Source organism: Bradyrhizobium sp. LTSPM299 (genome assembly GCF_000938235.1).
In the GTDB taxonomy this organism is placed as follows: domain Bacteria; phylum Pseudomonadota; class Alphaproteobacteria; order Rhizobiales; family Xanthobacteraceae; genus Bradyrhizobium.
In genome coordinates, this window is the sequence record NZ_JYMU01000031.1 from 39606 (window position 1) to 54386 (window position 14781).

The 14781-nt window shown below is 63.2% G+C and carries 13 protein-coding genes; 11 read left to right on the plus strand and 2 right to left on the minus strand.

Annotation, left to right across the window (positions count from 1 at the left end):
• The first annotated feature begins 73 nt into the window (after positions 1-73).
• The 10 genes from bamA to UP10_RS45310 all read left to right on the plus strand — a co-directional run bounded on the left by bamA (position 74) and on the right by UP10_RS45310 (position 11148).
• Positions 74-2626, plus strand: coding sequence for an outer membrane protein assembly factor BamA (bamA, locus tag UP10_RS17710; RefSeq protein ID WP_044588598.1), 2553 nt, complete (start codon positions 74-76; stop codon positions 2624-2626).
• A 29-nt stretch (positions 2627-2655) separates the two neighbouring features.
• A complete protein-coding gene (lpxD, locus tag UP10_RS17715) occupies positions 2656-3723 on the plus strand; it encodes a UDP-3-O-(3-hydroxymyristoyl)glucosamine N-acyltransferase (RefSeq protein WP_044588599.1) in 1068 nt (355 codons plus the stop codon).
• Entirely contained in the window at positions 3723-4181 is a 459-nt protein-coding gene (gene fabZ / locus UP10_RS17720; RefSeq protein ID WP_044588600.1) for a 3-hydroxyacyl-ACP dehydratase FabZ, read from the plus strand. The genes lpxD and fabZ overlap by 1 nt, the downstream gene beginning before the upstream one ends.
• A gap of 160 nt (positions 4182-4341) precedes the next feature.
• Complete coding sequence (gene lpxA, locus UP10_RS17725; protein ID WP_044588601.1) at positions 4342-5142, plus strand: acyl-ACP--UDP-N-acetylglucosamine O-acyltransferase; 801 nt, start codon at positions 4342-4344, stop codon at positions 5140-5142.
• Between the two features lie 19 nt (positions 5143-5161).
• Positions 5162-6019 carry an LpxI family protein gene (locus tag UP10_RS17730; protein WP_044588755.1) on the plus strand — a complete coding sequence of 286 codons (858 nt, stop codon included), beginning with the start codon at positions 5162-5164 and terminating at the stop codon, positions 6017-6019.
• A complete protein-coding gene (gene lpxB / locus UP10_RS17735) occupies positions 6019-7197 on the plus strand; it encodes a lipid-A-disaccharide synthase (RefSeq protein WP_044588602.1) in 1179 nt (392 codons plus the stop codon). Before UP10_RS17730 ends, lpxB begins: the two co-directional genes overlap by 1 nt.
• A 228-nt stretch (positions 7198-7425) precedes the next feature.
• Positions 7426-8400 carry a thiamine pyrophosphate-binding protein gene (locus UP10_RS45295; RefSeq protein WP_197086844.1) on the plus strand — a complete coding sequence of 325 codons (975 nt, stop codon included), beginning with the start codon at positions 7426-7428 and terminating at the stop codon, positions 8398-8400.
• Positions 8286-9140, plus strand: a complete 855-nt coding sequence (locus UP10_RS45300; RefSeq protein WP_197086845.1) for a thiamine pyrophosphate-dependent enzyme — start codon at positions 8286-8288, stop codon at positions 9138-9140. The genes UP10_RS45295 and UP10_RS45300 overlap by 115 nt, the downstream gene beginning before the upstream one ends.
• A 5-nt stretch (positions 9141-9145) precedes the next feature.
• The gene (locus UP10_RS45305) at positions 9146-10351 is read left to right on the plus strand and encodes a hypothetical protein (protein WP_197086846.1); all 1206 of its coding nucleotides are present in this window, start codon (positions 9146-9148) and stop codon (positions 10349-10351) included.
• Between the two features lie 2 nt (positions 10352-10353).
• Positions 10354-11148, plus strand: a complete 795-nt coding sequence (locus tag UP10_RS45310; protein ID WP_197086847.1) for a flavin monoamine oxidase family protein — start codon at positions 10354-10356, stop codon at positions 11146-11148.
• Positions 11149-11229: 81 nt separating this feature from the next.
• Here UP10_RS45310 and gltA read toward each other — a convergent pair whose 3' ends face one another.
• Together gltA and gltX are read right to left on the minus strand one after the other, a co-directional pair.
• On the minus strand, positions 11230-12534 hold the full coding sequence (gltA, locus tag UP10_RS17750; protein WP_044588603.1) for a citrate synthase: 1305 nt from the start codon (positions 12532-12534) through the stop codon (positions 11230-11232).
• Between the two features lie 163 nt (positions 12535-12697).
• The gene (gene gltX, locus UP10_RS17755; RefSeq protein WP_044588604.1) at positions 12698-14122 is read right to left on the minus strand and encodes a glutamate--tRNA ligase; all 1425 of its coding nucleotides are present in this window, start codon (positions 14120-14122) and stop codon (positions 12698-12700) included.
• A 67-nt stretch (positions 14123-14189) separates the two neighbouring features.
• Here gltX and UP10_RS17760 point away from each other — a divergent pair, with 67 nt between their 5' ends.
• Entirely contained in the window at positions 14190-14777 is a 588-nt protein-coding gene (locus tag UP10_RS17760) for an NAD(P)H-dependent oxidoreductase (RefSeq protein ID WP_044588605.1), read from the plus strand.
• The last annotated feature ends 4 nt before the right edge of the window (positions 14778-14781 follow it).

Here is a 14781-nt window from a genome sequence, read left to right on the forward strand (position 1 = left end):
TGTGCAGCAGGTTGGGAATCTGCCGGGTCCGTAGGGGTACGGTCCGGCTTAGAAGGATAAGGGCGCGTTGCGCATGATGTTTGGAATGCGAGTGAGGGGGGGCTTGTTCGCCGCCTTGGTCATGTTCGCCGTGCCGGTGGCTGCCACCTTGGCGGCTGTTGCTGTGTCTGCGCCTGCGGTCGCTCAGACCGTCGATTCGATCACGGTTGAGGGGAACCGGCGTGTCGAGGTCGAAACCATCCGATCCTATTTCCATGCCGGCCCGGGTGGTCGGCTGAGCCAGGTCGAGATCGACGACGGCCTGAAAGCGCTGATCGAGACCGGCCTGTTCCAGGACGTTCACATCGATCAGCGGGGCGGGCGGGTCGTCGTGGTCGTGGTCGAGAACCCCGTGATCGGCCGTGTTGCCTTCGAGGGCAACAAGAAGGTCAAGGACGAGCAGCTGACGGCTGAAGTCCAGTCCAAGCCGCGCGGCACGTTCTCGCGTCCGATGGTTCAGTCGGATGCCCAGCGCATCGCCGAAATCTATCGCCATTCCGGCCGCTACGACGTTCGGGTCAATCCGCAGATCATCGAGCAGCCGAACAACCGCGTCGATCTGGTCTTCGTGGTCGATGAAGGCGTCAAGACCGGCGTCCGCTCGATCGAATTCGTCGGCAACAGCGCCTATTCGGCCTCGCGCCTGCGCGACGTCATCAAGACCCGCGAATCGAACATTCTCAGCTTCCTGGGCGGCAACGACGTCTACGATCCGGACCGCGTCGAGGCGGATCGCGACCTGCTGCGCCGGTTTTATCTCAAGAACGGATACGCCGACGTCCAGGTCGTGGCCGCGCTGACCGAATACGACCCCGAGAAGAAGGGCTTCCTGGTCACCTTCAAGATCGAGGAAGGCCAACAGTACCGTGTCTCGTCCGTCAACTTCCAGTCGACGATCTCAACCCTCGATCCGAATTCGCTGAGTTCGTACTCGCAAGTCAGGGTTGGCTCGCTCTACAACGCCGAGGCTCTCGAAAAGTCGGTCGAGCAGATGCAGATCGAGGCATCGCGTCGCGGCTACGCCTTCGCGATCGTCCGGCCGCGCGGTGACCGCAATTTCGAAGACCATACGGTGTCGCTCACCTTCGCCATCGACGAGGGACCGCGTACCTACATCGAGCGTATCAATGTCCGCGGCAACACCCGTACCCGTGACTACGTGATCCGCCGTGAATTCGATATTTCGGAAGGCGACGCCTACAATCGCGCGCTGGTGGACCGCGCCGAGCGCCGGCTGAAAAACCTCGACTTCTTCAAGAGCGTCAAGATCACGACCGAGCCGGGTTCTTCCAGCGATCGCGTCATCCTGATTGTCGACCTTGAGGAGAAATCGACAGGCGACTTCTCGGTGTCGGGCGGCTATTCGACCACCGACGGCGCGCTCGCCGAGGTCAGTGTCTCCGAGCGCAACCTGCTTGGGCGAGGCCTGTTCGCAAAGGCGTCGGTGACCTACGGCCAGTATGCGCGCGGCTATTCGCTGTCCTTTGTCGAGCCGTATCTGCTCGACTACCGCGTCGCGCTCGGTCTCGACTTCTATCAACGCCAGCAGCTGTCCAACAGCTACATTTCGTACGGCACCAAGACGCTGGGCTTCAGCCCGCGGCTCGGCTTCCAGCTGCGCGAAGACCTCTCGCTGCAGCTGCGCTACTCGATCTATCAGCAGGAAATCACGCTGCCGTCGACGCTGGCGAATTGTAATATGAACACGTCGAACTCGCTGCTGGCGTTCAATCCGTCACCGGCTTGGGTGGCGGCGAACGGCGCGGCAGCCGCGAATGCGCTCGGCGCGACCGACGCCTCGGCCAACGGCCTCTGGTGCTACTCCGACGGCGAAGCCTCGCTGCCGGTCCGCAAGGAGCTGGCGAGCGGCCAGACCCTGACCTCGGCGCTCGGCTACACGCTGAACTACAACACGCTCGACAACAACAAGAACCCGAACGATGGCCTCTTGATCGACTTCAAGCAGGACTTTGCGGGTGTCGGCGGCGACGTGAGCTACATCAAGACCGTGATCGATGCCAAGTACTACACGCCGCTGGTCTCGGACATCGTCAGCGTGATCCACGGCCAGGCTGGCATCCTGAACAAGATGGGCAGCGACGAACTGCGCATGCTGGACCACTTCCAGATGGGCCCGAACCTGGTCCGCGGCTTTGCACCGAACGGCATTGGTCCGCGTGACATCAACCCCTACGGCACGCAGGACGCGATCGGCGGTACCAAGTACTGGGGCTTGTCGGCGGAACTGCAGATGCCGTTCTGGTTCCTGCCGAAGGAAGTCGGGCTCAAGGGCGCGGTCTACGCTGACGCCGGCGGCCTGTACGACTACCAGGGGCCGACCTCATGGGCGGCGACGGGCGAAGTCAACGCGCCTGGCTGTATCAAGCCGACGCAGAACCCGCCGTCTCCGGGAACCTGCCTCGGTCTGCAGTATGACGACAGCAAGGTGATTCGTACCTCGGTCGGTGTCGGCCTGATCTGGCAGTCGCCGTTTGGTCCGCTGCGCTTCGACTACGCGATCCCGTTGACCAAGGGCGCGTATGACCGCACACAAGAGTTCAGGTTTGGCGGCGGTACAACGTTCTAAGACCGTTCGGCCGGACTGCGACGGATGGAATGGCGCAGCCGATCTTCTTCAAGACTCCTCCTTCGTCAACGCTGGCTGAGATCGCCGCGCTGACGAAGGCGCATTTGGTCGACCCCGCGAGGGGCGCGCAGCAGATCAAGGGGCTGGCTTCGCTTGACGAGGCCGGTCCGATGCATCTTGTCTTTTTCGACAACCTCAAATACGCCGATCAGCTCGCCGCGACCAAGGCCGGCGCGTGTCTGGTCAGCCAGCGCTTTGAGGCCCAGGTGCCAAAGGGGGTTGCGGTGTTGCGGGCGGCCAGGCCGTTCCACGCCTTCGTCCAGATCGCGCGCGAATGGCACGCCGATGCGCTGCGGCCACAATCCTGGTTCGGTACCGAAGGCATTGCGCCGTCGGCGATCATCGATCCCACCGCCCATCTCGAGGACGGCGTCATCGTCGATCCACTTGTCGTCATCGGTCCGCGGGTCGAGATCGGTGCCGGGACAATTATCGGCGCCGGCGCAGTGATCGGGGCGGACGTGAAGATCGGCCGGGACTGCAATGTCGGCGCCAAGACCACGATCCAGTTCGCCCTGATCGGCAACAACGTGCTGATCCATACCGGGTGCAATATCGGCCAGGATGGCTACGGCTTTATCTTTTTCAGCTCTGAGGGCCATATCAAGGTTCCCCAGACCGGCCGCGTGCTGATCCAGAACAATGTCGAGGTCGGCGCTGCCTCCACCATCGATCGCGGCTCCCTGCGCGACACCGTGATCGGTGAGGGCACCAAAATCGACAACCAGGTCCAGATCGGCCACAATGTGACGATCGGCAGGCACTGCCTGCTCGCGGCCCAGATCGGGCTCGCGGGCAGCCTGACGATCGGCGACAATGTCGCGCTCGGCGCCAAGGTGGGGATCAACAATCACCTCACCATCGGCGACGGCGCCCAGGTCACGGCCATGAGTGCGGTCAAGGACGACATCCCGCCGAACGGCCGCTGGGGCGGGCACTTCGCCAAGCCGACCAAGCAGTGGTTCAGGGAGATTATCGCGGTGGAGCGGCTGGTGCGCGACAACGCCGCTGATGCGAAGGGTGAGGGGAAGGAGTGATGGAGGAGTCACCGGTCAAGTTCGATCTCGTGGATATCAACGATATCCTGAAGACGCTGCCGCACCGTTTTCCGATGTTGCTGATCGACCGGGTCGTCAGGATCCGGGCCGATTACAGCGGCATCGGCATCAAGAACGTCACCTTCAACGAGCCGCCGTTCCAGGGACATTTTCCCGACCGGCCGGTCTATCCCGGCGTGATGATGATCGAGGCGATGGCCCAGACTGCGGGCGTGATCGGCATCAAGTCGGTCGAAGGCACCGAGAAGCCGCGCGCGGTCTATTTCCTCACCATCGACAAGTGCAAGTTCAGGAAGCCGGTGCAGCCCGGCGACACCATCGAGTACCACATGCGTTCGATCGGACGGCGCAAGGCGATGTGGTGGTTTCACGGCGATGCCAAGGTCAACGGGCAGGTTGTTGCCGAGGCCGATGTCGGCGCCATGCTGACGGACTGAGGCGACGAAAAATCGCTGCGTTCGGCAATCGACGCGATCTGGTCGTTGCAACACGACGTCATGATACGTCACTGGACAGGTTGGGCAAAGTCGCGCTAACGACCGGAAAACCCGACATTTTTGCGCCGAGGCGCCGTTAACGAATCCGGATTCCAGTTCCATGAGCATGATCGATCCCACTGCGCGGATTGCGGATGGCGCGGTGATCGGCGCCGGCACCGAGATCGGTCCGTACTGCATCATCGGCCCCGACGCCGTGATCGGCGAAAACTGCAAGCTGATCGCGCATGTCACGGTCAGCGGGCATACCAGGATCGGCGCCGGCTGCGTCATCTCGCCATTCGCCGCGCTCGGCGGCCCGCCGCAGGACCTAAGCTACCGCGGCGAGCCGACCCGCCTCGAAGTCGGCGAGGCCTGCACGATCCGTGAAGGCGTCACGATGAACATCGGCACCGTCAAGGGTGGCGGGCTCACGCGCGTCGGCGATCGCGGTTTCTTCATGAACAACAGCCACGTCGGTCATGACTGCACCGTCGGCAACAACGCGATCTTCGCGACCTCGGCAACGCTCGGAGGGCATTGCGAGATCGGCGACTTCGTCTATATCGGCGGCCTGTCCGCGGTGCATCAGTTCACACGCATCGGCCCGCAGGTGATGATCGGCGGCGTCTGTGGCGTACGCAGCGACGTGATCCCGTTCGGGCTGGCCAACGGCCAGTATGCCGCGCTCGAAGGCCTGAACATCATCGGCATGAAGCGCCGCCAGTTCACCAGAGATCGGCTCGCCACCGTGCGCGCGTTCTATCAGAAGCTGTTCCACGGCCCGGGCATTTTTGCCGAGCGGCTGGCGGCCGTGCAACCGCTCGCCGGCGAGGATCCCGCGATCGCCGAAATCCTCGCTTTCATTGACGGCGGCAAGCACCGTGCGCTCTGCCTTCCCGCCGCCGGCAACGAGCACTGACCATGCGATGGCCGCCAACATGACGTCAGCGGCTCCCTCGATCTCCTCGCCCGTCGGCGTGATCGCCGGCGGCGGTGCCATGCCGTTTGCCGTGGCGGACTCGCTGGTCGCGCGCGGCATCACGCCGGTGCTGTTCGCGCTGCGCGGCGCCTGCGATCCCGCGCGGGCGCAGCGGTTTCGTCACCGCTGGATCTCGGTCGGTCAGGTCGGGCGGGCGACAAGGCTGTTCCGCGACGAGGGCTGTCGCGACCTGATCTTCATCGGCACACTGGTCCGTCCGGCGCTGTCGGAGATCCGGCTCGACTGGGGCACGCTGCGCCTGCTCGGCCATGTCGCGCGGGCGTTTCGCGGCGGTGACGATCACCTGCTGTCGAGTGTCGGCCGCATTCTCGAGCAGCAGGGATTCCGCATGGTCGGAATCAAGGACGTCGCGCCCGATCTCCTGATGCCGGAAGGGGCCATCACGCGCGCGGTTCCCGACGGCAGTGCGCTCGCCGACATCGCGCGCGGACGCGGCGTGCTTGAGGCACTTGGTCCGTTCGATATCGGCCAGGCCGCAATCGTGATCGACGGGCATGTCGTTGCGGTCGAGGACATCGAAGGCACCGATGGGCTGCTGGCGCGCGTGGCGCGCCTGCGCGCCGAGGGCCGCATCCGCGCCAAGGCCGGCCGCGGCGTGCTGGTGAAGGCACCCAAGAGCGGCCAGGATCTGCGCTTCGATTTGCCGACCATCGGTGTACGGACGGTTGAGGGGACGGCGGCGGCTGATATCGCCGGGATTGCGGTGATCGCGGGCAACACCCTTGCCGCCGAGCCGCAGGCGTTGATCGAGGCTGCCGACGCCAAACGGCTCTTTGTCATTGGTTTGGCCGGCTGATGCAGGTCCGCAACCCCGCCATTGGCCGAAAGATCTTCCTCATTGCGACCGAGGAATCCGGTGACCGGCTTGGTGCCGCGCTGATGAAGGTGCTGCGGCAACGGCTCGGCGACGCCGTGCGGTTTTCCGGCGTCGGCGGCCGCGCAATGACCCGCGAGGGGATCGACCCGCTGTTTCCGATCGAAGACCTGTCGATCATGGGGTTTGCGGCCGTCGTGAAGCAATTGCCGAAGATCCTGCAATTGATCCGCCGCACCACTGATGCGGTGCTCGATGAATTGCCTGACATGCTCGTCATCATCGACAGCCCCGATTTCACCCACCGCGTCGCCCGCCGCGTCCGTGCGCGCAAGCCTGAGATTCCGATCGTCAACTATGTGTCGCCCTCGGTTTGGGCGTGGCGGCCGGGCAGGGCGCAGGCGATGAGCAGCTATGTCGATCACGTGCTGGCGCTGCTGCCGTTCGAGCCGGAGGAATATCGCAAGCTGAATGGGCCGCCATGCAGCTATGTCGGCCATCCCCTGGTCGAGCAGCTCGCTTCACTCCGGCCGAACGAACAGGAGCGGGCGCGGCGCGATGCCGCGCCGCCGGTCCTGCTGGTTCTGCCCGGAAGCCGGCGCAGCGAAATCAGGCATCACCTGGCGCTGTTCGGCGCGGCCCTCGGCGAACTCGGCAAACGGACGGGGTTCGAGCTCGTGCTTCCGACCATGCCGCATCTCGAGACGATGGTGCGTGAGGGCGTGGCGGCATGGCCGGTCGTGCCGACGATCGCGGTCGGCGAGACCGAGAAGCGTGCGGCATTCCGCCGTGCGCGCGCCGCGTTGGCGAAGTCGGGCACGGTGACGCTGGAGCTCGCGCTGTCAGGCATTCCCATGGTGACGGCCTATCGGGTCGGCGCCGCCGAGGCCTTCATTTTGCGGCGTGCAATTCGCGTGTCGTCGGTGATCCTCGCCAATCTCGTGATCGGGGACGAGATCATCCCGGAGTTCCTCCAGGAAGACTGTACGCCGGCGAATCTTGCGCAAGCGCTTGGCGAAGTGCTCGCGGATTCGCCCGGGCGGCTGCGGCAGCTCGTCGCGTTCGCGACGCTGGATGCGAAAATGTCCACCGGCGACCAGCCGCCGAGCGTTCGGGCCGCAGATATCGTGCTCGCGACGATGGGCCGGCGGTCCGGCTAGGCAGTGCGGGATGCGAGCGGCATCCGGCCGCAGCGATTTCGGCGCTGGCCGCACCAATAGCGATATTTGTAGCGAGACTTTTAGCGAGATTTGCACCGGTTGAAAGCCCGATCTGCGTGCATCACGATCGGTTGACGAATTCAACGTGAGGGTGTACGCAATCTAAGATTGCTGCTAAAAATATGATTGTTTTAGGGGGGCGGCCGAAGCGGGAAACGCGGGAGCCCAATGACCAATCAGCCATTTACGGTCGCCGACTATCTTCTCACCAGACTGAAACAGCTTGATGTCACGGAGGTCTTTCAGATCCCGGGCGACTACGTCAAGCATTTCACCCAGGCGCTGGAGCATTTCCCCGGCGTCAATGCTATCGGCACTATCAACGAGCTCGACGCGGCCTACGCTGCCGACGCTTACGGCCGGACGCGGGGGTTAGGGGCCGCCTCGCTGCAATACGGGGTTTCGACCTTCAGCGCGCTCAACGCGATCGCGGGGGCCTATGTCGAGTTCAGCCCGGTGGTGGTGATCAGCGCCACGCCAGGCGCAGATGCCCGGCAGATCACCAAGATGTACGACGTGCTCTATCACCACTCGACCGGCAATCTGCGGGCCGACCAGGAGGTCTACCGGCAGGTCACTGTGGCAGCCGAGACGCTCAGTACCTCGGTCGGTGCGGCCGAGAAGATCGACAATCTCCTGATATCAGCCATCACCTACAAGCGGCCCGTCTACATCGAATGCTACAAGGAAGTATGGGGCGAGCCCTGTCCGCGGCCACCGAACGAGGCCTTGCGGCCGCTCGTGTTCAAGCGCGAACCGCTGGCGCTCGAGAATGCGGTCACCGCAGCCTGGGCCCAGATCACGGCGGCGAAGCATCCGATGATCTTCGCCGGCGTCGAGGTGCTGCGGCACGGCTGTCGGACCTGCTGCAGCAGATCATCGATGCCAGCGGCTTCCTCTACACCACCACGACGCTCGGCAAGACCGTACTGGATGAAAAGGGGCCCAAGTTCGTCGGCACCTATTCCGATGCCGCATCGATCCAGAGCGTCTGCGATCTCGTCGCGCAGGCCGATTGTTTCCCGACCTTGGGCACGATCATCACCGACGACTATCTGTGGTTCATCGAGAACAAATATGCCGACATGGTGCTTGCCACGTCAGAGCAGATCAGGGCCAGCTATTTCATCTTCGACGGCGTGACCATGAAGGACTTCATGGAAGCGTTGCTCGCGCGCTTCAAGACCACCAAGGGCTATCCGCTGTCGACCGTCGCGCCGCCCCAGCCCGCCTATCCGGAGCCGTGGGTGTCCAACTCCGATCCGCAATGGAACGACAAGCCCGAGACCATCACCTACAACCGCTTCTTCCAGCATTCGATGAAGTTCCTGCATGACAACGACATGCTGGATCAGATCGTGATGACCTATGGCGTCAGCTCGGCGCTGTATGTGGCGACCAACGCCTACGGCCTTGCCAAGGGCAGCTTCATTGGATCGGCGGCGCGGCAGTGCATCGGTTTCGAGACCGGCGCCGCGTCGGGCGCGCAATTCGGTAGCGGCAAGCGTGCCTGGACGGTCGCCGGCGATGGCGGCTTCATGATGGTCTGCCAGTCGCTCTCGACGCTGGCGCGCAACAAGCTCAACGCAGTCATCTTCGTGATGAGCAACGCGGTCTACGCGATCGAGCAGGTCTATGTCGACATCACCGCGTTTGAACCCGGCCCCGAGCACAGATTCGATGCGTTCGATATCCTGCCGAAATGGGATTACCTGGCGCTGGCCAAGGCCTTTGGCGCCAAGGGTTACCGCGTGACGACCGTCAGCGAGTTGAACGCGGTTCTGCACGAACTCAAGAAGCCGACGGATCAGCCCTCGCTGGTCGAGGTCGTAATTCCCGAAAAGGACCTGCCCCGGCAAATGCTGCGGCTGGGCGTGGAGTAGCGATCATGGCGAAAACCTATTCGATCTTCGGCGCCGGCGCCTCCGGGCTCTACATCGCATCGCGCCTGCTCGACGGCAAGACGGTCGGCGAGGGCGGCAAGGCGAAGCAACTCTCCCAGGGTGACACGTTCGAGCTCTACGATTGGGGCAAGTACGATTTCTCCAAGGAATATCCGGGCAGTCGCGCCGCCGGCGCGCGCGTCTGCACCTGGCACTACAAGGACGACAAGAGCAGCTCCTATCTCGAAATGGGCGGTATGCGCTATTCCGACTGGAGCGGCGACAACAGCGGGACCGCGGGCGGGCATCGGGTCGTCACCACTGTCATCAAGCAACTCGGTCTCGACCAGTACGCGGTGCCGTTCAACACATCGTCAAATCCGCTCTACTACCTACGCACCAAGAAAATGTATCTGGCCGGCATTACCTCGGCCAATCCCGCGCCCTACCACGTCGACCATTACGGCGCCGACGATTCGCCCGACACCGGCTTCACCACGGTTGAGCTGCTTGCGGGCACCGCCAAGAACCTGCCGCAGACCCGCGCTGCGTGGTGCGAGTTCTATCAGGATGGCAGCATTGCGGTCGATGTGCCGCAGTCGTCGGTCTACCAGAAGGGGCAGCTTTTCAAGGACATCGGCTACTGGAACCTGATGTTCGACCAATTGGGCTCCGAAGGGTTCGGCTATGTCGCCGACGGCAATGGCTATACCTCGAACGTCATCAACTGGAATTCGGCGGTCGCGCTGCAGGCCAACACCGAATTCACGCCGGGCACCGAGTACAAGACACTGACGACGGGCTATTCCAGCATTTTCAATGCGCTGTTCGACGCGATCGTAAGGCTCGCGAAAGCGAAGGGCGTGATCTTCGACTATCACCCCGACACAAGGTTGCATTCGATCCTCAAGGTCGGTGACGGCATCAGTTATGCGGTCACAACGCGAAAGAACCCGAACAAGAAGGCGGCAACGCGGACGACGAATGCGGCCTGGCTCGCGATGCCGCGCTACGCGATCGACCTCGTTGCTCAGGCGACGCGCTATGAGGATCACCAGGGTCTCGATGTGCTGAATCACGAAAAGGTTCAACTCTATCTGGAGTCCGCCATTATGCAGCCGTCCTACAAGGTCGGCATGTTCTTCGATCAGGAATGGTGGGCGGACACCACGAACTCGGCCCTGCAATATCCGGCGCCGATCCTGAGCTAGAAGTGACGCTGCGGGTGCTGGACGCGCTCGCGAAGGCAGGTTTCCGGGCCGCCTACATTGCGGCGATGAAGAACAGCACTGCGATTGTCGAAACGCCCTATGCGTCGGCGAGCGATTTTATTCATGCGGTCGAGCACGCCATCCAGGAGCGTTTGACCGTGAAGCAGGAGGAGCAGTTGCTCGCTGCCGCCAAGCGCAACTCGATCGGCCCAAGCGTCACCGACACGCCGATCCGGCAGGTGGTCTACTTTGGCAACAACGCGCGCGGGGAGGGGCAGAAGCCCGTCTTCGGCCTGCTCGCAAGCTACGACGACGAAATGTACACCAGCTTCTGGCAGGATCTGAAGCTTGGGCCGGACAGGGAGCGCAAGATCCCGATCTCGGACGATATGCAGCCGCTCGACGGCCCACGGGAGGCGCCGCCGATCATGGTCAAGATGCTTCGCGCCCAGCTTGCGGCCGTGCATTTCGGGCCGCAGTCGGACTACACGGCGGTGCCTCCGCCGCTCGAGACCCGTTACATGGACTGGTCGCTACCGCCGTTCAACGCCGGCTACCACGCCTATGCCTCGCACTACAACGTCTGCGACGTGCAGCAGAAGATCCGCAAGCCCTCGCAACTGATCGACGGCGCGGATGCCGACATCTTCATCGTCGGCGAGGCCTATTCCAACGATCAGGCCTGGGTCGAGGGTGCCTTCTGCACGGCGGAATCGGTCCTCAACGACTTCTTCGGAGTAGCCCCGATCATCGATAACGCCAACTATCCGTTCATCTGTCCGTCGCGCACCAAGTAGCGCAGCGCCGGGCACAGAACAGCAAAAAGCCGGACGCGGGTTCCGCGTCCGGCTTTTGTCGGAGAGGCGTGTCGGCTGCGCTTACGTGCGCTTGTCGATCGTCACATAGTCACGGCGCGCGACGCCGGTGTAGAGCTGGCGCGGACGCCCGATCTTCTGCTGCGGATCCTCGATCATCTCGCTCCACTGGCTGATCCAGCCGACGGTGCGGGCGACCGCGAACAGCACAGTGAACATCGAAGTCGGGAAGCCCATCGCCTTCAGCGTGATACCCGAATAGAAGTCGACGTTCGGATAGAGCTTGCGGTCGATGAAGTAGGGATCGCTGAGCGCGATCTTTTCGAGTTCCAGCGCGACCTTGAGCATCGGATCGTCGCCGTGGCCGGTCTCGGCCAGCACCGCGTGACACATCTTCTGCATGATCTTGGCGCGCGGGTCGTAGTTCTTGTAGACGCGGTGGCCGAAGCCCATCAGGCGGACTTCGCTGTTCTTGTCCTTCACCCGCTTGATGAAGTCGGGAATCTTGTCGACGGTACCGATGTCGGACAGCATCGCCAGGGCCGCTTCATTGGCGCCGCCATGCGCGGGTCCCCACAGGCAGGCGATGCCGGCGGCGATGCAGGCGAACGGGTTGGCGCCCGACGAACCGGCGATGCGCACCGTCGAGGTTGAGGCGTTCTGCTCGTGGTCGGCATGCAGGATGAAGATCTTGTCGAGCGCGTCGGCGAGCACCGGATTGATCTTGTAGTCCTCGCAGGGCACTGCGAAGCACATGTTGAGGAAGTTCTCGGCGAAGGAGAGCGAGTTCTTCGGGTAAACGAAGGGCTGGCCGATCGTGTATTTGAAGGCCATCGCCGCCAACGTCGGCACTTTCGCGATCATCCGCATCGAGGCGATCATGCGCTGCCGCGGATCGTTGATGTCGGTGGAGTCGTGGTAGAACGCAGCCAGCGCGCCGACGGCCGCGACCATGATCGCCATCGGATGAGCGTCGCGGCGGAAGCCCTGGTAGAAGCGCGCCATCTGCTCGTGCACCATCGTGTGATGGATCACGCGGTGGTCGAAATCCTTCTTCTGCGCCGGGGTCGGAAGGTCCCCGTAGAGCAGCAGGTAGCAGGTCTCGAGGAAATCGCCGTGTTCGGCGAGCTGCTCGATCGGATAACCGCGGTATTCGAGGATACCGGCGTCGCCGTCGATGTAGGTGATCTTGGACTGGCAGCTGCCGGTCGAGGTGAAGCCGGGGTCGTAGGTGAACACCCCGGCCTGGCCGTAGAGCTTGGCGATGTCGATAACGTCAGGCCCGACGGTACCGCTCAGGATCGGGAAATCATAGGTCTTGTTGCCGATCGTAAGGGTGGCTGTTTTGCTGCTGGATTTTGCGTCCATCGCGTGATCCCCGATGAATTCGTTGCGAAAACCGGCCTTGCCCGCGAGCCGCTAGGCGGCGCGTGGCGGGGCCGGACGGCTCGTCTATAAGGCGTCCGAAGATGCGTAGCTTATTGCAATGTGCGCTGCAAGATGGCCCCTGGGACGGGACCATGCAAGACCATCACGCCGCCTGATCGGCGAGCCGGTCGAGGCATTCCTGGCGTCCCAGCACGGCGAGGACGTCGAAAATTCCCGGTGACGTCGTCCGTCCGGTCAGTGCGACCCGCAGCGGCTGGGCTACGGCGCCAAGCTTCAGATTGTTCTGTTCGGCGAAATTCCGCATGGCGGTCTCGGTGGTCTCGGCCGTCCAGTCATTCACGGCGTCCAGCGCCGTGCGCAGCTGACCGATCAGTGCGCGCGTCTCCGGCGTCAGCATCGTGGCCGCCTTCGGCTCAAGCTCGAGCGGTCGGTCGGCGAAGATGAAATAGGCGCCCGAGATCAGCTCGATCAGCGTCTTGGCGCGCTCCTTCAGGCTCGGCATCGCCCGCAGCAATTGCCCGCGCGTGGTGTCGTTGAGCTTGGCCTTCAGCACGGCGCCCTCAGGAACATAATCCAGCACCTTCTCGAACTGGGTCACGAGGGATTGATCGTCGCTGTGGCGGATATAGTGGCCGTTGAGGTTCTCGAGCTTGGCGAAATCGAACCGGGCCGCCGAGCGGCCGACGCCTGACAGGTCGAACGCGTCGATCATCTCCTGGGTCGAGAAAATCTCCTGGTCGCCATGGCTCCAGCCGAGCCGGACGAGGTAGTTGCGCAACGCGGCGGGCAGATAGCCCAAGGCACGATAGGCATCGACGCCGAGCGCGCCGTGGCGCTTCGACAGTTTCGAGCCGTCGGGACCGTGGATCAGCGGAATGTGGGACATGTTCGGGATACCCCATTCCAGCGCATCGTAGATCTGCTTCTGGCGCGCGGCATTGATCAGATGATCGTCGCCGCGGATCACATGGGTGACGGCCATATCGTGGTCGTCGACCACGACGGCGAGCATGTAGGTCGGGGTGCCGTCACCACGCAGCAGCACGAGGTCGTCGAGGTTCTCGTTCTGCCAGACCACGCGGCCCTGGACCTGGTCCTCGATCACGGTCTCGCCGGTCTGCGGTGCCTTCAGGCGAATAGTGGGCTTGACGCCGGGAGGCGCCGTGGCCGGATCTCGGTCGCGCCACAGGCCGTCATAGAGGCGGGTGCGGCCCTCGGCGCGCGCCTTTTCGCGCATCGCCGTCAATTGCTCCGGGGTGGCATAGCAGTGATAGGCGCGCCCTGAGGCCAACAGGCTCTCGGCGACCTCGCGATGCCGGGCGGCGCGGCTGAACTGGTAGATGACGTCGCCGTCCCAGTCGAGCTCGAGCCACCTCAATCCGTCCAGGATGGCGGCGATGGCCGCCTCGGTCGAGCGTTCGCGGTCGGTATCCTCGATCCGCAGCAGCATCTTGCCGCCGTGCTTCCGGGCGTAGAGCCAGTTGAACAGCGCAGTGCGGCCGCCTCCGATGTGGAGGAAACCCGTCGGTGAGGGCGCGAAACGCGTGATGATCGGTGCGGCGGTCATTCGAGGCTGCGGAAACGGGGTTAGGTGATCGGGCGACCGTGTATCATACGCATGGGAGATTTTGCCAATGATAATCCAGGTCGTTCATAGCCATCCGATGGTCGACAGCTACAATCACGCGCTGTTCCGGACCATCGTCGAGACGCTCAGCCGCCGGCACGAGGTGATCGCGACCGATCTCGACCGCGAGCAGTTCTCGCCGGTGATGACCGAGGTGGAGCGGCGGAGCTATTTTCAGGGCCCCTATGACGAGACGGCCGTCTCGCGTCTGGTTGAGCAATTGCGCCGGGCGGACGGCATCATCTTCTGCTTTCCGCACTGGTGGTTCTCGATGCCCGCCATGCTCAAGGGCTATTTTGACCGCGTCTGGGCGCCTGGAACCGCGTTTGCGCATGATTTGAGCGGTGGTCGCATCAAGCCTCTGCTCACGAACATCCGGCTGTTCGGTGTGGTGACGAGCTACGGATCGCCGTGGTGGCTGACCCGGCTTGTCATGCAGGATCCCGGCCGCAAAGTCCTGTTCCGGGCTCTGAAGCCGATGTGCGGGCGCCAGGTTCGGTCGTTCTATCTGGCCCATTATGATATGGATCGGTCCACACCGGCGTCCCGGACGGCGTTCGCCGAACGGGTGCGGACCAGAATTTCCGAACTTTGACCGA

Excerpts from the sequence above, each read along its gene's own strand:
- bamA (WP_044588598.1), top strand. The coding sequence starts at position 74 with ATGATGTTTGGAATGCGAGTGAGGGGGGGCTTGTTCGCCGCCTTGGTC.
- lpxD (WP_044588599.1), top strand. The coding sequence starts at position 2,656 with ATGGCGCAGCCGATCTTCTTCAAGACTCCTCCTTCGTCAACGCTGGCT.
- fabZ (WP_044588600.1), top strand. The coding sequence starts at position 3,723 with ATGGAGGAGTCACCGGTCAAGTTCGATCTCGTGGATATCAACGATATC.
- lpxA (WP_044588601.1), top strand. The coding sequence starts at position 4,342 with ATGAGCATGATCGATCCCACTGCGCGGATTGCGGATGGCGCGGTGATC.
- UP10_RS17730 (WP_044588755.1), top strand. The coding sequence starts at position 5,162 with ATGACGTCAGCGGCTCCCTCGATCTCCTCGCCCGTCGGCGTGATCGCC.
- lpxB (WP_044588602.1), top strand. The coding sequence starts at position 6,019 with ATGCAGGTCCGCAACCCCGCCATTGGCCGAAAGATCTTCCTCATTGCG.
- UP10_RS45295 (WP_197086844.1), top strand. The coding sequence starts at position 7,426 with ATGACCAATCAGCCATTTACGGTCGCCGACTATCTTCTCACCAGACTG.
- UP10_RS45305 (WP_197086846.1), top strand. The coding sequence starts at position 9,146 with ATGGCGAAAACCTATTCGATCTTCGGCGCCGGCGCCTCCGGGCTCTAC.
- gltA (WP_044588603.1), bottom strand. The coding sequence starts at position 12,534 with ATGGACGCAAAATCCAGCAGCAAAACAGCCACCCTTACGATCGGCAAC.
- gltX (WP_044588604.1), bottom strand. The coding sequence starts at position 14,122 with ATGACCGCCGCACCGATCATCACGCGTTTCGCGCCCTCACCGACGGGT.
- UP10_RS17760 (WP_044588605.1), top strand. The coding sequence starts at position 14,190 with ATGATAATCCAGGTCGTTCATAGCCATCCGATGGTCGACAGCTACAAT.